The sequence below is a fragment of the Beduinella massiliensis genome (genome assembly GCF_900199405.1).
Lineage (GTDB): Bacteria > Bacillota > Clostridia > Christensenellales > Aristaeellaceae > Beduinella > Beduinella massiliensis.
Genome location: NZ_LT963430.1, coordinates 3,734,399 through 3,754,022, shown reverse-complemented (window position 1 = coordinate 3,754,022; position 19,624 = coordinate 3,734,399). Strand labels below are relative to the sequence as shown.

The window sequence follows — 19,624 nt, the reverse complement described above, 5'->3', positions numbered from 1 at the left end:
CAGGGCGCGCGCGCGGGCGTCAAACGCAGGCGGGCGAAGGCCGCTACCGCTTCTTGCGGCCCTGTGGTATAATGCGAAATGAAAAAATGGGCGGCGGCAGGCGAAAGCGCCCACGTCCCCCTCATCCCAACGCGAAAGGACGCATGTTATGGACATCAACGCCATGCTCGTAAAGGAATTTTCCCTGCGCAGGGAGCAGGTCGAAAACACGATACGCCTGATAGACGAGGGCAACACGATCCCCTTTATCGCCCGCTACCGCAAGGAGGCGACGGGCTCCCTGGACGATCAGGTGCTGCGCGAACTGTCGGAGCGGCTCGAATACCTGCGCGGGCTGCAAAAGAAGCGCGAGGACATCGAAAAGACGTTGACCGAGCTGGGCGTGCTGACCGCGGAATTATCCGGCAAGCTCTCGGCCGCTCAGACGCTCGCGGAGCTGGAGGATCTCTACCGCCCCTATCGCCCCAAGCGCCGCACGCGCGCGACCGTCGCCCGCGAGCGCGGGCTGGAGCCGCTGGCCAATGCGCTGCTTTTGCAGGCAAGCAGGTCCGCGGCGCCTGAGGAGCTGGCCGCGCCCTACGCGGATCCGAACGGCGAGGTGCCGGACGCTGAAGCCGCCCTCGCCGGCGCGCGGGACATCCTCGCAGAGCGCATGGCCGACGATGCGGACGCACGCGGTCAGCTTCGCAGCCTGGCGTTTCGCGGCGGCATCGTGAAGACCAAGAACGCGAAGGACGAGGACAGCGTGTACGCCATGTACTACGACTTCAGCGAGCCCGTCGCCCGCATTCCGGGACACCGCATTTTAGCGATCAACCGGGGGGAGCGGGAGGAATACCTGCGCGTATCCGTGCTCGTGGACGATCGGGCGGCGAACGCGGTCCTGGAGCGCGCGTTCGTTCGCCCCGGCAGCGCGACGACGGAGCAGGTGCGCATGGCCTGCCAAGACGCGTGGGAACGGCTTATCCAGCCTTCGCTGGAGCGGGAGGTGCGCGCCGAGCTCACCGAGCGCGCCAGCACGGACGCGGTGCGCGTGTTCGCCAAGAACCTTCATCAGCTGCTCATGCAGCCGCCCGTCAAGGGTCGGGTGACGCTGGGCGTGGACCCGGGCTTTCGCACGGGCTGTAAGCTGGCGGTGGTGGACGAGACGGGCAAGGTGCTCGAGACGGGCGTGGGCTACTTCACGATCCCGGGGCAGACGGAGCGCCGCGAGCAGGCGAAGAAGCTCGTGAAGGCGATGATCGCGCGCCACGGTGTCACCGCGGTCGCCATCGGCAACGGCACGGCCTCGCGCGAGTCGGAACAGTTCATCGCCGAGGTGCTAAAGGAGATCGGGGGAGGTATCTCCTACATGATCGTGAGCGAGGCGGGGGCGTCCGTCTACTCGGCCTCCAAGCTGGCGGCGGAGGAATTCCCGCAGTACGACGTCTCGCTCAGGAGCGCCGTCTCCATCGCCCGGCGCATGCAGGATCCGCTGGCGGAGCTGGTCAAGATCGACCCGAAGGCCATCGGCGTGGGACAGTATCAGCACGACCTCAAGGAAGCGCAGCTCAACGAGGCGCTTGCGGGCGTGGTCGAGAGCTGCGTCAACGCGGTCGGCGTGGAGGTTTCCACCGCCTCCGCGCAGCTTCTCTCGCACGTCGCGGGCATCGGCCCGGCGCTGGCGAAGAACATCGTCGCCTATCGGGAGGAAAACGGCATCGCTTCGCGCGCACAGCTCAAAAAGGTGCCGAAGCTGGGGCCGCGCGCGTTTGAACAGTGCGCGGGCTTCCTGCGCGTCGCGGGCAGCCGCAACGTGCTGGACGAGACGGCGGTACACCCGGAGTCCTATGACGCGGCCAAGGCGCTTCTTTCTCATCTGGGCTTTGAGCTCAGCGACGTGCGCGGCGGAAAGCTCGGCGAGCTGCCAGGGCGCGTGCAGGAGGCGGGGCTTGAAAACCTGTCCAGGGAGCTTGCGATCGGCGTGCCCACGCTTTCGGACATCGTAAAGGAACTTCAAAAGCCCGGGCGCGACCCGCGCGACGAGCTGCCGCCGCCGCTGCTGCGCACGGACGTGCTGGAGATCAAGGATCTCACCCCCGGCATGGAGCTGATGGGCACGGTGCGCAACGTGATCGACTTCGGAGCGTTCGTGGACATCGGCGTACATCAGGACGGGCTGGTGCACGTCTCCCAGCTCACCAACCGGTTTGTAAAGCACCCCTCCGAGGTGGTCAAGGTAGGGGACGTGGTGAAGGTCTGGGTCACCTCTGTGGACGAAAAAAAGAAGCGCATTGGGCTTACGATGGTGCCGCCCAGATCACCTGCGTCAAAGCCGGAAGCGAGTTCACAATTTGGACACAACAATTGAAAAATTTGTTCAAAACCCCATCATGATTTTGCCCAAAACCTCCGATATACTAAGCACGTAATCAAGAGGGGCCCGCAAAGAGGAAGGACTCGGAGGGTTACGGGAAAAAATAAGGATGAAAGGAAGTTATTACGTATGAAAAACACGCATAAGTCTGTGATGATCATAGCGGTCATGACCGCACTGCTGCTGGCGCTGGTGACGGCGTTCGGCGCGATGGCCGAGGAGGCGCAAAACATCGATGCGGCCAAGCACTTCAGCCTGGAGGACGCCACGGCGGAGCAGGATTCCCTGTCGGTGAAGGAAATCGTCAAGAAGTGCCAGAGCTCCATCGTAGCGATCACGACGGAGACCACGCAGACCGTAAACAACGGTTACAGCTACGGCTATAACCCCTTCAGCTACGGCTACAGCCCCTTTGGCTACGGCTATAACACGCCCCGCCAGCAGGAGTACAAGGTGACGGGCGCAGCCTCCGGCATCATCATCAGTGAGGACGGCTACATCGTGACCAATGCGCACGTCGTGGAGGGCGCGGACGCCGTGAAGGTGGCGCTCAACGACGGCACCGAATACGAGGCCAAGGTGCTTGGATACGCCAAGGACAACGATATCGCGGTCTGCAAGATCGACGCGACCGGCCTCAACGCGGCGACGTTCGGCGACTCGGATACCGTCGAGGTCGGCGAGCTGGCGGTCGTCATCGGCAATCCGCTGGGTCAGGTCAACGGCGCGGTGACCGCGGGCATCATCTCCGCCCTGAACTATCCGTATAAGGACGACGAGCATTCGATCAACGCCATGCAGACGGACGCCGCGATCAATCAGGGCAACTCCGGCGGCGCGCTGTTCAACTCCTACGGCGAGGTCATCGGCGTGGTGTTCGCCAAGACCGGCGGTTCGCTGGTGGACGGCATCGGCTACGCGATCCCCGTCAACGACGTGAAGACCATCATCGAAGAGATCGTGAAGGACCCGGACGCCACGAGCGTCAAGACCGGCAAGAGCAATGTGATGCTGGGCGTAACGCTCAGCGACATTACCGAAAAGATTTCTGAGCAGTACGATATCCCGGTGGGCGCCTACGTCGAGAGCGTCGAAAAGTACAGCGCCGCCGAGCGCGCCGGACTGGAGCGCGGCGACGTGATCCTCGAGTTCGCGGGCCAGACGGTCAGCAAAAAGGAAGACGTGACGACCATCAAAAATGAACAGACCCCGGGCGACGACGTCGAGATGAAGATCTGGCGCAACGGCAACGAAAAGACGCTGAACGTGCGCATCCCGAAGGCAAACGACGTCACCACCGAGATCTCCAAGAACTAAGACAGACAGCGAACCTTCAACAGTGTTCTTCTCCTTCAATCGAAAGGGGCCTCCCGGCGGGAGGCCCCTTTCGATTGAAGGCTTATCAGTTGATGAAGAGGAAGGAGCGCTTGGTAAAATACACGTAGTTTATCAGCAAGGCGCTGAGCGGAATAACGACGTTGGTCCATTCAAAGGGAATCTGCATCCCCGTGATGCTGGATAGGCTGACCCAGAGGATAAAGTCCAACCCAAGCTGCAACAGGCCGTATAGATAATAGAGCGTCGGCCCGTTGGCGCGAAAGTGGGCGAGTCGAAAGCGCGTATAGACGGCAAAAACCGCGAGCGCCAGGCTCAGCAGGCCGGCAACGCTGCTGAAAGCTTTCAGGCCGGGGTAATACGCAAATAGATACGATGCGTCCTCGACGCCATAATAGGCGCCTGTCATCAGGTTAAGCCCATCTATTAAAAATGAAAGGGCGCTTAAGATCAGCTGGAAATTGATGATGAATTTGAACCACTTCATGGGAACGTCCGCAGGGGTAACGGTTTGGCGGGGCGTGATGGGGGCGTCCTGATCGTTTAAAGGAGCGTCTTCCGTTTGGTCTCCCTCCTGGCCTTCCGCGTGGGGCCGCAGGTCGAGGCCTGCCGACGTTTCGGAATCGATGGAGTTGAGGGGCACGCCGCATGCGCTGCAAAACCTGGAGTTTTCCTGAAGACTCGCGCCGCATTTAGGACAGAGCATCATGCATCCTCCTTCGTACAAACCGGAAACCGGCTTAAATAAATGTAGTCTATCATGTGGTTAAAAAAATGTCAAATTGAGCCGCGAACGGTCGTTCATGAGCCGACACGGCCCTCCGAATACGGTTGACAAGGGAACAAAATTGCAATAATATAAAGATGGGAAGGTTTGCTTTCCGGACATAAATGGATTTTTGCGAAATGAAAGAGAGGGATTTGCATGAAGTATAACATCATCACCGTCGGCCGCGAGCATGGCTCCGGCGGAAGAATTATCGCGAAGAAGCTTTCCGAGCGGCTCGACATTCCCTTCTATGACAAGGAACTCATCGCGCTGGCCGCGGAGGAAAGCGGCCTTTCGGAGCAGTGCGTGGAGGAGGCTGAGCAGAAGCATACCTCCGGGCTGCTCTACAGCTTCTACTACGACAGCCGCAACCTGCCCATCGGCGACCGGGTGTTCCTGGCGCAGGCGGAAATCATACGCCGCGTCGCGAAGGAAGGCCCCTGTGTCATCGTCGGCCGCTGCGCGGACTACGTGCTGCAAAGCCGCGAAGACTGCCTCAACACCTTCGTGTACGCGCCGATGGAAGAGCGCATGCGCCGCCTGACGGAGGACTACAAGTCCGAGCATAAGGACCCGCGCGCCTACCTTACGCGCTACGACAAGCGCCGCGCGGCGTACTATGAGTTCTTCACGGGGAACACCTGGGGCGATTACCGGAATTATCACCTGATGGTGAACAGCACCATCGGTCTCGACGAGGCCGCGGATGTGATCGCACGCATGGCGCAGGGAGGAACCGCGGCCAGATGAATTCAAGCGAAAACAAGATGGGCGTGATGCCGGTCAACCGGCTGCTCATTTCCATGTCCATCCCGATGATGATCTCCATGCTGGTGCAGGCGCTTTACAACGTGGTGGACAGCATGTTCGTATCGCGCATCAGCGAAAGCGCGCTGACCGCGGTGTCCCTGGCTTTCCCCGCGCAGAACCTCATGATCGCCGTCGGCATCGGCACGGGTGTCGGCGTGAACGCGCTGCTCTCCAAGAGCCTGGGTGAGCGAAACCTGGAGCGGGCGAGCGGCGCGGCACGCAACGCGGTCTTCCTGGCCGCATGCAGCTATCTGGCCTTCGCACTGCTGGGCATCTGCTTTACGCGCACGTTTTTCCTCATGCAGACGGATATTCAGGAAATCGTCGATTACGGCACGCAGTATCTGACCGTCTGCCTCGTCTGCTCGTTCGGTTTTTTCACGCAGGTGATGTATGAAAAGCTGCTGCAGTCCACGGGCCGTACGTTTTACAGCATGATTACGCAGGCGACCGGCGCTGTGATCAACATCGTGCTCGACCCGATCATGATCTTCGGCCTTTTCGGATTTCCACGGCTGGGCGTCACCGGCGCTGCCGTAGCCACCGTCTCCGGCCAGATCGTGGGCGCGCTGCTCGCCATTTACTTCAACAGCCGCAAGAATCCGGAGCTTTCCATGTCCTTTAAGGGCTTTCGTCCCAGCGCGCACATCATCCGCCGCATTTATTCCGTGGGCGTGCCCTCGATCATCATGGCCTCCATCGGCTCTGTGATGACGTTCGGCATGAACAAGATTCTGATCGCATTTTCGGCGACCGCGACGGCGGTCTTTGGCGTGTACTTCAAGCTGCAAAGCTTCGTATTTATGCCGGTGTTCGGCCTGAACAACGGCATGGTGCCGATCGTGGCGTACAACTACGGCGCGAAGAGACCCGACCGCATCACGAAGACGCTGAGACTCAGCATCTGTTACGCGGTAGGCATCATGTTCGTGGGCTTTCTCATCTTTCAGATTTTCCCGGACAGGCTGCTCATGATTTTTAACGCCTCGGAGCACATGATGGCCATCGGAGAGCCCGCGCTTCGCATCATCAGCCTGCACTTTTTGATCGCCGGCGTTTCGGTCGTGTGTTCGTCCCTATTTCAGGCCCTCTCGCACGGCGTGCTCAGCCTGATCGTTTCGGTCGCGCGCCAGCTCGTCGTGCTGCTGCCTGCTGCGTTCCTGCTCTCGCGCACGGGTTCGCTGGACGCGGTTTGGTGGGCGTTCCCCATCGCCGAGGTCGCGTCCCTTCTCCTGTGCGTCGTCTTCCTGCGCAGGGTGTACAGGAGCCAGATCAGGCCGCTGGGCGAACCGTAAAAGATACCCCCGTTTTAACGTGCAAAGGGCGCCGACGGCCGCAAAGTCTGTCCGGCGCCTTTTGTTGTTGACGCTTCGATGCCCGCATGATACCTTATAGGTAAAAGACGCCGCGGAGGCCGTCCGCTTCGACGAACGAGCGGGCGCGGCATCCTGCCCGGCGAAATCGAGGAGGAATGCGCATGAAGCCTTTTCCGCGCACGCAGGTTGAAAATCTTTCGCTTCCGCGCCTGCTGATCGGCACCAACTGGGTACTCGGCTACAGCCACACAAGCCCCTCCGCGGACGAGATGATCCGCCGCCGGTATCATGACGCGGAGCAGGTTTCGCGGCTGCTGGAGGCGTACTTGAAGTACGACATCGACGCGGTCATGGCACCCTTTGAGCCGGACGGCGCGCTGCTCGCGGGCGTTCGGCTGGCGGAAGCGCGCACGGGCAAGCGTCTGACGCTGATCGATACGCCGATCGTGGACGTTTCGGACGGCGTGCAGGGCCGCGCGGCAGCGCGGGCGCGCATTCATCGCTCCGCAGAAATGGGCTGCTCGCTTTGCCTGCTGCACCATTCCTGCGCGGAGCAGCTCGTAAACAAGCACAAGGGCACGATCGAGCGCCTGCCGGACTACCTGGACATGATCCGGCAGGAAGGGCTGGTGCCGGGTCTTTCGGCGCATATGCCGGAGCTGGTGCTCTATTCAGATCAGAACGGCTACGACGTGCAGACCTACATTCAGATCTACAACTGCGCGGGCTTTTTAATGCAGGTGGAGGTCGAGTACATCAGCAAGGTGATCCATGAGGCGAAGAAGCCGGTGATGACGATTAAGTCCATGGCGGCGGGGCGCGTGTCGCCCTACGTGGGGCTGACGTTTTCGTTCGCGACCCTTCGCCCCTGCGATATGGTGACGCTGGGCGCCTTTACCCCGGAAGAGGTAGACGAGGACGTGGAGATCGCCATGGCCGCGATCGAGCGCCGTCATCCCGATCTCGAAGGGCGCGCGAGCCCCAACAGGACGGCCGCGCTGGGCGGCTGATAGGCGCTCTCTTTATCGGGCAGAGAAAGAGAGGACAGGCGAACCATCCCCGGGTATACTGTGAACAAGGAGCTGATAGCGTGGAATGGATCGACAGATGGAATCAGGCGATCGGGTATATCGAGGCGCATCTTACGCAGGAGGTGGACTACGAGGCGGCGGCGCGCATCGCCTGCTGCTCGCAGTATCACTTCCAACGAATGTTCGGTTATATGGCGGGCCTGCCGCTTTCCGAGTACGTCCGCAGGCGGCGGATGTCCCGCGCGGCGGCGGATCTGCAAAGCGGCGAAAAGATACTGGATGTGGCGCTGAAATACGGCTACGCCTCGCCGACCGCTTTCAACCGCGCGTTCCAAAGCGTACATGGCATCGCGCCCTCCCGGGCGCGCGAACCGGGTGCGCTGATGAAGTCCTACCCGCCGATCAGCTTCCGCATCACGATCAAGGGAGTGGAAGAAATGGATTACAGGATTGAGAAGAAGGATGCCTTTCGCATCGTCGGCGTCTCGCAGCCGCTCAGCACGCAGATCGAGGAAAACTTCAAGACCGTGCCCGCCATGTGGCAGCGCGCGTCAGAGGACGGCACGCTGCAAAAGCTCCTGGGCATGATGGATACCCAGCCCATGGGCGTGCTGGGCGTAAGCGCCTGCACCCATCAGGAGGCGTGGCGCTACTACATCGCGGTCGCCAGCACGAAACCGCTGGAGGTGGGGCTCGAGGAGATCACCGTCCCGGCGCAGACCTGGGCCGTGTTTCCCGGGGAGGGCGTCGGCTCGTCCATTCAAACGCTGGAGCAGCGCATCGTGACCGAATGGCTGCCGACCTCCGGCTACGAATACGCGGATGGACCGGACATCGAGGTCTACCTGAACGCGGACCCGCAGCACGCGAGGTACGAGGTTTGGATCCCCGTGCGCAGCGCGAAGTAAAGAAGCATGAGAAACGCCCCGGCCAAGCGCAGCGCGCTTTGGGCCGGGGCGTTTGGGGTCTGTTTAAAGGCCGGCGAGCCTTTAAATCGGGTACATTTTTTCAGGCGTAGATGTCGCCGTCCAGGGCGCTTCGGGCGGCCAGAATGTACTTGGCGGTGTCCAGTGGGTGCACACCACGGCGGGGGCAGGCGGCGCCAAGCGCAAGGTCGCATTCGCGGTAGCCGCAAAGGCGGCTGCTCATCGCCCCGCGCCCGCTTGTCAGGGCGGAAAGCCGCGTGCTGAAATGCACGCATTCCTTCAGCGGCACCCGGGCTGAAAGCACCGCGCGCCCGTCCTCGGCGTGCGAATCCAGCGTCTCGCCGCGCATGAGCGAGATCTCGCTGAGCAGCTTCCCGGCAAACTCCTCCGGCACGGTGAGGAGGAGCTCCAGGATGGGCTCCAGAAGCACTGATCCGCCCCGGCGTAGGCCGTCCAGAAAGGCGACGGGCGTGGCGACGATGAAGTCCAGGGGGTGCGTATGGATGAGGTGATGGCTGCCGCCGACGAGGGTGATCTTCACGTCGTCCACCTGCCAGCCGAGTATCCCCTGGCGCGTGGCCGAGGGAATCGCCTGGCGCACCTGATTTTGATAGCGCGGCAGGATGTCGCGCGCGGGCACGGCGGACTCAAACAGGACACCGCTGCCGCGCGGGAGCGGCTCGATGAAAAATTCGATCACCGCCCAGCAGGGCTTGGGCATCGTGTAAGCGAAGAAGCCCGTGGCGGATTCGGCGATCGTCTCGCGGTAGATGACGTTCGGTTCCCCGAACAGCACGTCGAGCCCAAATTCCTCCTTTAATTGCTCGCCCAGCACCTCTAGCTGCACGGCGCCCATCACACGCACGTGCATTTCTCCCGCGAGCTCTTCGGCGGTGAGGAGCACGTCGCGCGCGCCCAGCAGGCGCAGCGCCTGCTGCAGCGCGGTTTTTTGTGCGGGATCGCGAGGCGTCACCTTGGTGAGCAGAAGCGGTTCGCACAGCTCGCCCGGACGCAGGCTGCGCGGCAGCAGCGCCGGGTCGCCCAGCACCTGCCCGACGCGCACGCCGCCCAGGCCTAGCACGCTTCCTATTTCTCCGGCGTGAAGTTCCCCGATGTCGCGTCCGCGTCCCTCCGCCGAAAGCGCTCGAATTTGCGCTACCTTGTGCGCCTGCATGCGGCCGGAGGCATCCGGCAGCTGAACGGTATCGCGATTTTTCAGCGTACCGGAGAACAGGCGGACCGTCGCCGCACGGCCCATGGCGTCCTCGTCCGAAATGGCGAAGACGACGCCCGAAAGCGGAGCCTGCGCGTCGCCGGGAGGCGGAGGCAGCAGATCCACCACCGCGTCCAGCAGCTCGCGTACGCCCGTTCCGCGAAGCGCGCTGCCCGCAAGCGCGGGGTAGGCTTCACCCCGCTGCACGCGGAGACGCAGCAAAGGGAGCAACCGGCTTGCGGGATAGAGATTTCCCTCCAGGTAGTCCGCGAGCGCCGCGTCGTCCGTCTCCGCCACCAGCGCGTGCGCCGCCTCCGCGTCCGAGAGCGGGAATACGGCGGGCGAGAGCGCTTTGCGTGCGGAGGCGAGGGCCGCCTCCGCGTCCGCGCCCGGGCGGTCGGTCTTGTTGAGGAAGATGAGCGTGGGGATGCCCCGGGCTTTCAGGGCGCGGAAGAGCACCTCGCTCTGGGGCTGCACGCCCTCGGCCGCGCTGAGCACGAGCACCGCCCCGTCGAGCGACCACATGGAGCGCTCCACCTCGGCCATGAAGTCCGCATGGCCCGGCGTGTCGATCAGCTGAATCGTGCAGTCGCGCCACTGCATGGGCGCGCAGGTTGCCTGTATGGAGATGCCGCGCCTGCGTTCGATCGCCATGCGGTCGGTGTGCGCCGTTCCCTGATCGACCGACCCGGGCGTGCGGATGGCTCCGCTGATCTTAAGCAGCTGTTCGGTGAGCGTCGTCTTTCCGGCGTCCACGTGGGCATAGATGCCGATGTTGCGTATCTGCATGCGTTTCCTCCATCAGCGAAACAGCAGCGGCAGAAAGTCCGCCGCGCATGCGCGCCATACGTTCCAATCGTGGCCGCCGGGATATACGCGCCGGTCGCAGGAAACGCCGTGCGCCTCGCACAGCGCGTCGTCTTCGAGGAAGCGCGGGAAGAACGCGTCGTCTGTCCCCATGCAGCGGAAGAGCAGCCTGTTTTGGCGCGAGAATCCAGCCACGTCGCGCAGCAGCGCCTTCAGGTGCGCGTTTTCCGACGGCTGCATGATGTTTTGCATGAAGCCGCTGAAAAGACCCAGATAGCAAAAGACCTCCGGATGGGTGAAGCCCAGCATACCCGCCTGTATAGAGCCCATCGAAAGCCCTGCCAGCGCGCGGTTTTCGCCTCCAGGGAGCGTCCGGAAGCGGCTTTCGACGAAGGGCATCGCGTCGCACAGCAGCTTTTGGGCGAACAGGTCGAAGCGCACGGGCTCGTCGTTCTGCGCGGCCCCGGGACGCACCATGCCGTCGTTCATGACGACGATCATCGCCCGCGCTTTTTCCTCGGCGATGAGGTTGTCCAGCAGGAAGTTCACCTTGCCCTGATGCACCCAACAGGTCTCGTTTTCGCCGTGACCGTGCTGCAGGTAGAGCACGGGATAGCGCTCCGCGCTCTGCTCATACCCCGGCGGCGTGTACACGAGGCAGCTTTCCGGCCCGCCCGTCGCGCTGCTTTGAAAGTAGAGGCGGCTTACCGCGCCGTGCGGCACCTCGCGAAGGCGGCAAAGCGGCGGCAGCGGGCCGACGTCAATGAAGTTGCAGGGCCTGCCGTAGCCGAATCCGATGGGCAGGAGTGGGCTCAGGATGGGCAGGCCGTCGGCCCAGAGCTGCACGTAGTAAAAGCCGGGCGTTAAAGGCAGGCGGACGCTGAAAAGCCCGTCTCCCTGCGCCTGCAGGGGAAGCGCGCGCTCGCCGGTATAAGCGCCCAGCTCTGCGCGGACGCGCTCGCAGCCGGGAGCGGAAAGGGTGAGAAGGACGCCGCCGTCCGCGAGCGTTTGCAGCGGCTGCGGGGCGGCGTAGCCTCCCGACGTATAGGGCAGCACGGGGCCAAAGGCCACGGCCTGCGTGGTGTTTTCAATCATGCCTGCATTCCCCTCCGATTCAGATCGTTGGGTTCAGCATACGACACAAACGTCCGCTTGGCAAGCGGAATTTGACCGGTTATTTCAGCGCCCGATAGGTGCGGACGATCAGGACGGCGGAGAGAATGGCGGTCAGCACATCGGAGACGGGCATGGAGTAGAGCACTCCGTCAAGCCCGAAGAAGAGCGGCAGCAGCAGCGCGAAGCCAACGCCGAAGACGACCTCGCGCACCATCGAGAGCAGCGCAGAGGCGAGCGCCATGCCCAGCGATTGCAGGTAGATGAATGTACCTTTGTTGACACAGGCGAGCACCATGCCGCACAGGTAGATGCGGAAGGCACGGACGGCGAACTCCGTATAATAGGCGCTTTCGCCCGCTGCGCCGAACAGGGTGATGAGCTGGCGGGGAAAGATTTCGACGATGAGCAGCGCGGCAAGGCCCAGGAGCGCCTCGGCGCTCAGCAGCAGCGTAAATAGGCGGCGCGCGCGATCCTTGCAGCCCGCGCCGACGTTATACCCCACGATGGGGATGCAGCCCGCGGCCATGCCCACCGCGACCGAGATCACGATTTGAAAAAATTTCATGACGATGCCGACGACGGCCATGGGAATCTGCGCGTACTGAGCCTGCGAAAAGACTTCGTCCATCGCACCGTACTTTTGAATCATGTTGTTGATCGCCATCATCGCGGCGACCAGTGATATCTGGGAAAGAAAGCTGCAGATGCCCAGCGGAAGAAAACGCCGCAGCAGGCGCCCGCTGGGCAGGAAACTGCCTTTTTCGAGCTTGACCGATTGCATGCGACGCAGGTAATAGACGGAGAGCGCAGCCGTCAGCGCCTGTCCGGCGACCGTCGCGGCCGCTGCACCCGTCATGCCCCACCTGAAGACGAAGATGAAGAGCGGATCGAGCACGACGTTGACCGCCGCCCCGCTGAGCGTCGCGAGCATCGCGAACTTGGGGCTCCCGTCCGCGCGGATGATCGGATTCATGGCCTGACCGAACATGTACAGCGGGATGCCCAGGGAAATATAGAGGAAATACTCTTTGGAAAGGCGGAATGTCTCTTCGTTGACCCGGCCGCCGAAAAGCGTCAGGAGCGGCCCGGGGCAGGCGAGATAAAGGACGGTCAGAAGGATGCCCGAAAGCACGGACAGCGTGACTGCGTTGCCGATGCTGCGATGCGCGTTTTCCTGCTCGCCTGCGCCCAGGCTGATGCTGACGAAGGCACAAGAGCCGTCGCCGATCATCACGGCGACGGCGAGGGCGACCACGGTCAGCGGAAAGACGACCGTGTTGGCGGCGTTTCCATAGGAGCCCAGATAGGAAGCATTGGCGATGAAAATCTGATCGACGATGTTGTAGAGCGCCGCGACGAGCAGGGAGATGACGCAGGGCACCGCGTAACGGCGCATGAGGACGGAGAGCTTTTCTGTCTTCAGGCTGATGTTTTGATCCACGGAACGGAACCTCCTCGTTTTGCGCAAAAAAGCGCGCGGATAGGAAAGCTGGATTTACGCCAACGGCTACACGCTTCAAAAGAAAAACAGCGGGCGGCTTTAGCTGGATTTACGCAAAAGCCACTCGCTGTTAACTAAATTATAGCAGGCATTTGAAGATTTGGCAAAGCGTTTTTTCTTTATTCACTGCCAATTCGGCGGGCTCGCTTTACGTATCGCCTCCTGATCGTGTATAATAATTCTGATTATGTCCGCATGCAAAAGGAGAGTTTGAACGATGCTTTTTAACTCCTATATTTTCATCCTGGCCTTTTTGCCCGCAACGCTCCTGGGGTACTTTGGCCTTGGGCGCCTCTTTAAAAGGCTGCCGCTGGGGAAGGTCTGGCTGGTCGGGTGCTCGCTCGTCTTCTACGCGTATTTTAATGTGAAATACCTGCCCATCATCGTGCTGAGCATTCTGGGGAACTACGCGCTCAGCCAGGGCATGCTCACCGCGCAAAAACGCGGGCTTCGCCGCGTGCTGCTCGCCGTGGGTCTTGCCGGCAACCTCGGCGTGCTGGGGTATTACAAGTACTACGACTTCTTCGTGCAGAATCTGAACGCCCTCGCGGGCACTTCGTTCGTGCTTCATCGGATCATGCTGCCGCTGGGCATCAGCTTCTTCACCTTCCAACAGCTCTCTTACGTCATCGACAGCTACAGGCGGACCGTGCCGCGTTATGGGCTGCTGGATTACGCGCTCTTCGTCACCTTCTTTCCGCAGCTCATCGCGGGCCCGATCGTGCTGCACAGCGAGATCGTCCCCCAGTTTGAGGATCCGGGCAACCGCAGCTTCCGCTTTGAAAACTTCGCGCCGGGGCTGTACGCGTTTGCGCTGGGCCTGTTCAAGAAGGTCATCGTGGCCGACACGTTTGCCAAGGTTGCGGAGTGGGGCTTTGGCGCGGGGCAGGCGCTCAACACGCCGGAGGCCTGGTTCGTTGCGCTGGCGTTCGCGTTTCAGCTCTACTTCGACTTTTCTGGCTACTGCGACATGGCGATGGGCCTGGGGCGCATGTTCAACATCCGAATCCCGCAGAACTTCAACTCGCCCTACAAGGCGCAGAACATCAAGGAGTTCTGGCAGCGCTGGCATATCACCCTCAACCGTTTCTTTACCAACTACATCTATTTCCCGCTGGGCGGCAGCCGTAAGGGTCTGCCCCGCACCTGCCTTAACCTGATGGTGGTCTTCCTCGTGAGCGGCCTTTGGCACGGCGCGGGCTGGCTGTTCATCCTCTGGGGCGCGCTGCACGGCCTGATGAGCGTATTGTACCGCGTCTTTCGCAAGCAGTTTGACGGGCTGCACCCGGCGCTGTCCTGGCTCATCACATTCCTCTTTGTGGTCGTTGCCTGGGTATTCTTCCGCGCGGAGACCATGGAAAGTGCCCTTACGGTGCTGCGTGGGATGTTTACCATGAACTTCGGCGCGCTCAGTTCGAGCATCACGAACGTGTTTACCCTGCCGATGGGCCTGCACCCCGGCTACAACGCGATCGTGACGGAGGTCTGGTATGCGCTCGCCCTTTTCGCGGTGCTGGGGCTGCCCAACACCTTTGAACTCACCGACCGGTTCCAGCCGACGTTCGGCCGCGCCGTCCTCACTGTCGCGCTGCTGGTCGTCTCCATTCTTTCGCTTTCGGGCGTGAGCGTGTTTCTGTATTATAACTTTTAAGCGGGAGGAATCGCTGTGAATAAAAAAATGAAGCGCTTTGCCGTCGGTGTGCTCGCTTCGCTCCTGCTGGCGCTGGCGCTTTGTGCGGGCACCGTCTTCATCGTCGATCCGTTCCAGATTTATCGCAAGGCGTCGTTTTACACGCCGCTGATCGAGTACACGACGCAGGTGTACACCAACGCGGGCATCGCCAAGAACTATTCCTACGACAGCGCGGTCGTGGGCACGTCGATGACGGAAAACGCGCTGCCCTCGCAGTACCAGGAGCTCTTCGGCGGGGAATGGATCAAGCTGGTGACCAGCGGCGGAACCGCCCGTAACCATGCGATCCTGCTGGACACGGCCTTCCGCACGCACGAGATGAAGCGCGTCGTCTACGATCTGGACGTCTATTCCTTCATGGCGGAGAAGGATTCGACCGCGCAGTACGTACCGATGTACCTGTACGACGGCAACCCCTTCAACGACGTCCATTACCTGCTGAACAAGGACGTGCTGCTCACGCGTCTGCACGACCTGTACGAGTACAACGCGAGCGGCCTGACGGACGACGACCGCGACACGATGTACAGCTGGGGCGGCAACTACGTATACAGCGAAGAGACGGTCATGACGGGCGTAAACCTCAAGGGGCCGGTCGCGGAGATGTGGGATGCGAACATCTTCGAGAAGGAGATGAACGACAACCTTCAGCAAAACCTGCTCCCTTTTATCGAGCAGCACCCGGAGACGGAGTTCCTCATTTACTATCCGCCCTACAGCGTGATGGAATGGTTCACGATGTATCAAAAGGGCCATCTGGACTTCGTGCTGAACATGAAGGAGCTCATTACCGAGCGCCTGCTCTCTTACGACAACGTCAAAATCTTCGACTTCCAGGCGCGCGAGGAATGGGTGCGCGACCTGAACAACTATAAGGATACGTCCCATCATACGCCGGAAATCAACATGGCGATCGCGGAGTGCATCGCCGCGGGCGACGGTCTGGTGACGGATCTCTACGACGTGTACGAGCACGACGAAACGATCTACAGCTGGGTGGATGACATCGTCTATGAAAACGAGGAATAACAGGCGGTGGGCCGTGGGCGTGCTCGGGGCGTCGATACTGCTCCTTTCCGCCGTCGCGGGCCTCGTCGCCTGGGTAGACCCCTTTATCTGCTATCATGCGCCCCGCTTCGCCTTTGAGGCGCGCAGCGGCATGCAGGCATATTATAACGTCGGTATTGCACGCAACGTGCCTTACGATGCCGTGTACCTGGGTTCCTCCATGACGGAAAATACGCGGGCGTCGCAGGTGAACGAGCTGTTCGACGTGACCTGCGCGAAGCTGTCCTTCGAGGGCGGCACGATGGAGAATTACCGCACGATGCTGGAAGCCGCGTTTGAAACGCACGACGTTGCCTGCGTATTTCTTTCGTTGGATGAGTTCGCGCTTTCCGCAAATCCGGACGAAGTGCCTCTGGAGCTGCCGCGCTACCTGTATACCCCATCGATTCTGGACGACGTGCAGTATTGGTTTAATCAATCCGTTCTCTTTTCACATGTCCCGGAGGCGCTGTCCGCCATGTTCGCGGGGGCGGAGCCGGGGATCGACTTTGACACGCTGTACTATTGGGGAGACCGGATGACGTACGGCCGCGAAAAGACGCTGCTTTCCATGAGCTATAGCCCTTATGGGGAGCAGCTCCCCCCGGACGGGGACGCGGATGCGGTACGCTACCACCTGGAGCATTGCCTGATTCCCTACGTACAGGCGCACCCTGAAACGACGTTCTTCCTGTACTTTCCGCCCTACAGCATCCTGGAGTGGGTGAGATACGCGCAGTCGGGCACGCTGGAGCAGGCGCTCTATCACCGGCTGCTCGTGGCGGAAGCGCTGGACGGCTTCGAGAATGTACAGCTCTACGATTTTCAGGCATGGATCGACGTCGTCACGGACCTCGACCAGTACAAGGACAGCATGCATCACCGGCCGGAGGTCAATGACATAGTCGTGGAAAAGATCGCGTCCGGGGAAATGCGCACGGACTCGTCGAAACTACGCGCCGCAAACGATGTCATTCGCGAAATGGTGGATGCGTTTGAAGCGCCGGGCGAGGAAGCGCTTTCGCAGATGCGTGCCCAAATGAACGAATAAAAGGGGGAAAAGCATGAACCGTAAGAATCGCCGCAGGCGTCCGCCGAACCCCTTCAAGAAGCTGCTGATCGCGATCTTTGTGTTGCTCGCGGTCGTCGCGGCGGACCTGCTGCTCGTGTACGGCGTGCGGCCGTTTAAGGACGCGGCCGTGTCTGTCGTCGCGCCGCTTCTCGGCTATACGCCTACGCCCGCGCCGACCGCGATTCCGACGGCGACGCCGAGCCCCTCGCCTACGCCAAGTCCGACGCCTACGCCCACGCCTACCCCGACGGCGACGCCGAGCCCGACGCCTGCGCCGACCCTGGCCCCGACGCCCGCCCCCACGCCGCGGCCGCAAAAGACGATTCTGCTCGTCAACCGCGACAACCGGCTGGAGAAGTCGTTCGTGCCGGGAAATCTCGTGAAGCTGACGGAGGTGGTGCCGGACGGCCTCATCAAGATCAAGGGAAAGGACATTCAGGGCGATCGGGAGGCTGTCGATGCGCTCATCGCCATGATTCAGGACGCGGTGGACGAGGGGATAGGAAACTGGCAGGTGAGCGCCGGGTACCGCACCTACGACTACCAGCAGTCCCTGGTGGACGATCAGGTGTACATTTACAGGACGAAAAACGGCTTGTCCAAGGAGAAAGCGCTTCAGGCGACCTATCAGACCGTCGCGCCCGCAGGCGCGAGCGAGCACCAGACGGGCCTCGCGTTCGACATCACGGTGCCGGGCGTCTCCTTCAAGGGGACGAAGCAGCAGAAATGGCTGCATGAGAACTGCTACGCGTACGGATTTGTCGTCCGGTACAAGGAAGAAAAGGAAAAGATCACGGGCTATCTGGCCGAGGCCTGGCACGTTCGCTATGTGGGCGTGGAAGCTGCGACGATCATGGAATACAATGACTGGTGCCTGGAAGAATACATAGAGCATGTGGGCAACGTGCTCTAGACGAAGGCGCAGGATAAAATGCTTGACTTTTTGCAGGCGCGGCGTTAACCTATACAGGGCTTTTTATCCCTTTATTTATTGTGAGGTGAGAAACGTGGACGATCATGGTCATGATGCGGGCGTTCCCCGAAGTATCGGGGTGCCGCCGATGACGGGGAAAGTGCGCGCTTCTCGCCCTTTTGCGCGCTGATCCCGCGACCCCGGCAGCCCGTCCGGAGATGCCTCGCGTCCTGTCCTCATGTCCGAATGCCCTTCGGCCCATGAATCAGAACGAGAGGAGCTATCTATATGGAAGAAAAGGAAATCCTGCTGGAATTGATGCAGCTCGTGCAGGCGGGCAAGATGCAGGCGTTTAAGGCGCGCGTAGTAGAAATTCCCCCGGTCGACATCGCGGAAGCGATGGAGGAACAGGAGGGGGATCTCGTCGTTCGCCTGTTCCGGCTGCTGCCCAAGGATATTTCGTCGGACGTGTTCTCTTACATGTCCGCGGAGCAGCAGCAGGTCATCGTGGAGTCCATGTCGGGGTTGGAAGTTCGCCATCTGATGGACGAGATGTTCATGGACGACACGGTGGACTTCCTGGAGGAAATGCCCGCCGGCGTCGTCAAAAAGGTGCTGCAAAACGCGGACGAACAGACGCGCAGTCTTATTAACCAGCTGCTGCGCTACCCGGAAAACAGCGCCGGCAGCCTGATGACGACGGAATACGTCGATCTGCACGACTACTTTACCGTGCGCAAGGCGATGGATCACATCCGCCGCACGGGCGTCGACAAGGAAACCGTGTATACCTGCTATGTCATCGACCAGCAGCGCAAGCTGATGGGAACGGTGTCGCTGCGCAAGCTGATCGTGGCGCCGGAAACGCAGACGATCCGCGAGATCATGGAGCAAAACCCGGTCTTCGCGCACACCACCGACGATCAGGAGGCGGTGGCGGAGGACTTCCGCCGTTACGACCTGATGTCCATCCCCGTCTGCGATACCGAGGAACGGCTCGTCGGCATCATCACGGTCGACGACATCGTGGACGTCATCCAGGAAGAGAACACCGAGGACTTTGAGAAGATGGCCGCCATGACGCCGTCCGATCAGGAGTACCTCAAGTCCAGCGTGTGGACGCTGGCGAAGAATCGCGTGCCGTGGCTGCTGCTGCTCATGATCTCCGCGACGTTCACGGGGTCCATCATCTCGCACTTCGAGAGCGTGCTCGCGGGCATGGTGATTTTGACCTCCTTCATTCCCATGCTGATGGATACGGGCGGAAACTCCGGTTCGCAGACCTCGGTCATGGTCATCCGCAACATGGCGCTGGGCGAGGTGGAGACGAGCGATGTGTGGCGCGTGCTGTGGAAGGAGCTGCGCGTGGCGCTCATCTGCGGCGTCATTCTTTCCGCCGTGAACTTTGTTCGCATGCTGATCTTCGTGCGCGCGGGCGTAATGGTGGCGGTGACGGTGAGCCTTTCGATGTTCTGCACGGTCGTCATCGCAAAGGCCGTGGGATGCCTGCTCCCCATGGGGGCGAAAAAGCTGGGACTTGACCCGGCGATCATGGCTTCGCCGATGATCACCACCATCGTGGATGCCTGTTCGCTGGCGATCTACTTCACCATGGCGACGGTGCTGCTGGGCGTATGACGAGGCTTCTGCTTCTTGCGCGCATCGGGGGTTCGCATCTGTTTCGTGTGTTTTCATAAGATACGTTGGGCGCGCGCGGCT

General features: G+C 61.2%; 15 protein-coding genes. 11 read left to right on the top strand and 4 right to left on the bottom strand.

What is annotated here, in order from left to right:
• Nucleotides 1-148: 148 nt before the first annotated feature.
• Nucleotides 149-2,350, top strand: a complete 2,202-nt coding sequence (locus C1725_RS17885) for a Tex-like N-terminal domain-containing protein (protein ID WP_102413045.1) — start codon at nucleotides 149-151, stop codon at nucleotides 2,348-2,350.
• Between the two features lie 135 nt (nucleotides 2,351-2,485).
• Complete coding sequence (locus C1725_RS17880; protein WP_102413044.1) at nucleotides 2,486-3,673, top strand: trypsin-like peptidase domain-containing protein; 1,188 nt, start codon at nucleotides 2,486-2,488, stop codon at nucleotides 3,671-3,673.
• An 85-nt stretch (nucleotides 3,674-3,758) separates the two neighbouring features.
• Here C1725_RS17880 and C1725_RS17875 read toward each other — a convergent pair whose 3' ends face one another.
• Complete coding sequence (locus tag C1725_RS17875) at nucleotides 3,759-4,397, bottom strand: zinc ribbon domain-containing protein (protein ID WP_346026815.1); 639 nt, start codon at nucleotides 4,395-4,397, stop codon at nucleotides 3,759-3,761.
• Between the two features lie 219 nt (nucleotides 4,398-4,616).
• Here C1725_RS17875 and C1725_RS17870 point away from each other — a divergent pair, with 219 nt between their 5' ends.
• From C1725_RS17870 to C1725_RS17855, 4 genes are all read left to right on the top strand, one after another.
• Nucleotides 4,617-5,210: a cytidylate kinase family protein gene (locus tag C1725_RS17870; RefSeq protein ID WP_102413042.1), complete on the top strand. Its 594-nt coding sequence runs from the start codon at nucleotides 4,617-4,619 to the stop codon at nucleotides 5,208-5,210.
• A complete protein-coding gene (locus C1725_RS17865) occupies nucleotides 5,207-6,565 on the top strand; it encodes an MATE family efflux transporter (RefSeq protein WP_102413041.1) in 1,359 nt (452 codons plus the stop codon). Before C1725_RS17870 ends, C1725_RS17865 begins: the two co-directional genes overlap by 4 nt.
• A 182-nt stretch (nucleotides 6,566-6,747) precedes the next feature.
• Nucleotides 6,748-7,596 (top strand): hypothetical protein, encoded by an 849-nt coding sequence (locus tag C1725_RS17860; RefSeq protein WP_102413040.1) that lies wholly within the window; start codon nucleotides 6,748-6,750, stop codon nucleotides 7,594-7,596.
• Nucleotides 7,597-7,676: 80 nt separating this feature from the next.
• Nucleotides 7,677-8,525, top strand: a complete 849-nt coding sequence (locus C1725_RS17855; RefSeq protein ID WP_102413039.1) for a GyrI-like domain-containing protein — start codon at nucleotides 7,677-7,679, stop codon at nucleotides 8,523-8,525.
• A gap of 100 nt (nucleotides 8,526-8,625) precedes the next feature.
• Here C1725_RS17855 and C1725_RS17850 read toward each other — a convergent pair whose 3' ends face one another.
• From C1725_RS17850 to C1725_RS17840, 3 genes are all read right to left on the bottom strand, one after another.
• A complete protein-coding gene (locus tag C1725_RS17850; RefSeq protein ID WP_102413038.1) occupies nucleotides 8,626-10,545 on the bottom strand; it encodes a GTP-binding protein in 1,920 nt (639 codons plus the stop codon).
• Between the two features lie 12 nt (nucleotides 10,546-10,557).
• Nucleotides 10,558-11,658 (bottom strand): alpha/beta hydrolase-fold protein, encoded by a 1,101-nt coding sequence (locus C1725_RS17845; RefSeq protein ID WP_102413037.1) that lies wholly within the window; start codon nucleotides 11,656-11,658, stop codon nucleotides 10,558-10,560.
• 79 nt (nucleotides 11,659-11,737) lie between these two features.
• Nucleotides 11,738-13,075 carry an MATE family efflux transporter gene (locus C1725_RS17840; RefSeq protein ID WP_102413387.1) on the bottom strand — a complete coding sequence of 446 codons (1,338 nt, stop codon included), beginning with the start codon at nucleotides 13,073-13,075 and terminating at the stop codon, nucleotides 11,738-11,740.
• Between the two features lie 322 nt (nucleotides 13,076-13,397).
• On the opposite strand from C1725_RS17840, the gene C1725_RS17835 reads away from it, so the two are divergent.
• The 5 genes from C1725_RS17835 (at nucleotide 13,398) to mgtE (ending at nucleotide 19,543) form a co-directional block, all read left to right on the top strand.
• On the top strand, nucleotides 13,398-14,831 hold the full coding sequence (locus C1725_RS17835) for an MBOAT family O-acyltransferase (protein WP_102413036.1): 1,434 nt from the start codon (nucleotides 13,398-13,400) through the stop codon (nucleotides 14,829-14,831).
• A 15-nt stretch (nucleotides 14,832-14,846) separates the two neighbouring features.
• Entirely contained in the window at nucleotides 14,847-15,902 is a 1,056-nt protein-coding gene (locus C1725_RS17830) for a hypothetical protein (protein WP_102413035.1), read from the top strand.
• Nucleotides 15,886-16,971: a hypothetical protein gene (locus C1725_RS17825; RefSeq protein ID WP_146009292.1), complete on the top strand. Its 1,086-nt coding sequence runs from the start codon at nucleotides 15,886-15,888 to the stop codon at nucleotides 16,969-16,971. Before C1725_RS17830 ends, C1725_RS17825 begins: the two co-directional genes overlap by 17 nt.
• Before the next feature lie 13 nt (nucleotides 16,972-16,984).
• The gene (locus C1725_RS19540; protein ID WP_346026814.1) at nucleotides 16,985-17,905 is read left to right on the top strand and encodes a M15 family metallopeptidase; all 921 of its coding nucleotides are present in this window, start codon (nucleotides 16,985-16,987) and stop codon (nucleotides 17,903-17,905) included.
• Between the two features lie 288 nt (nucleotides 17,906-18,193).
• Nucleotides 18,194-19,543: a magnesium transporter gene (gene mgtE, locus C1725_RS17810; protein WP_102413031.1), complete on the top strand. Its 1,350-nt coding sequence runs from the start codon at nucleotides 18,194-18,196 to the stop codon at nucleotides 19,541-19,543.
• The last annotated feature ends 81 nt before the right edge of the window (nucleotides 19,544-19,624 follow it).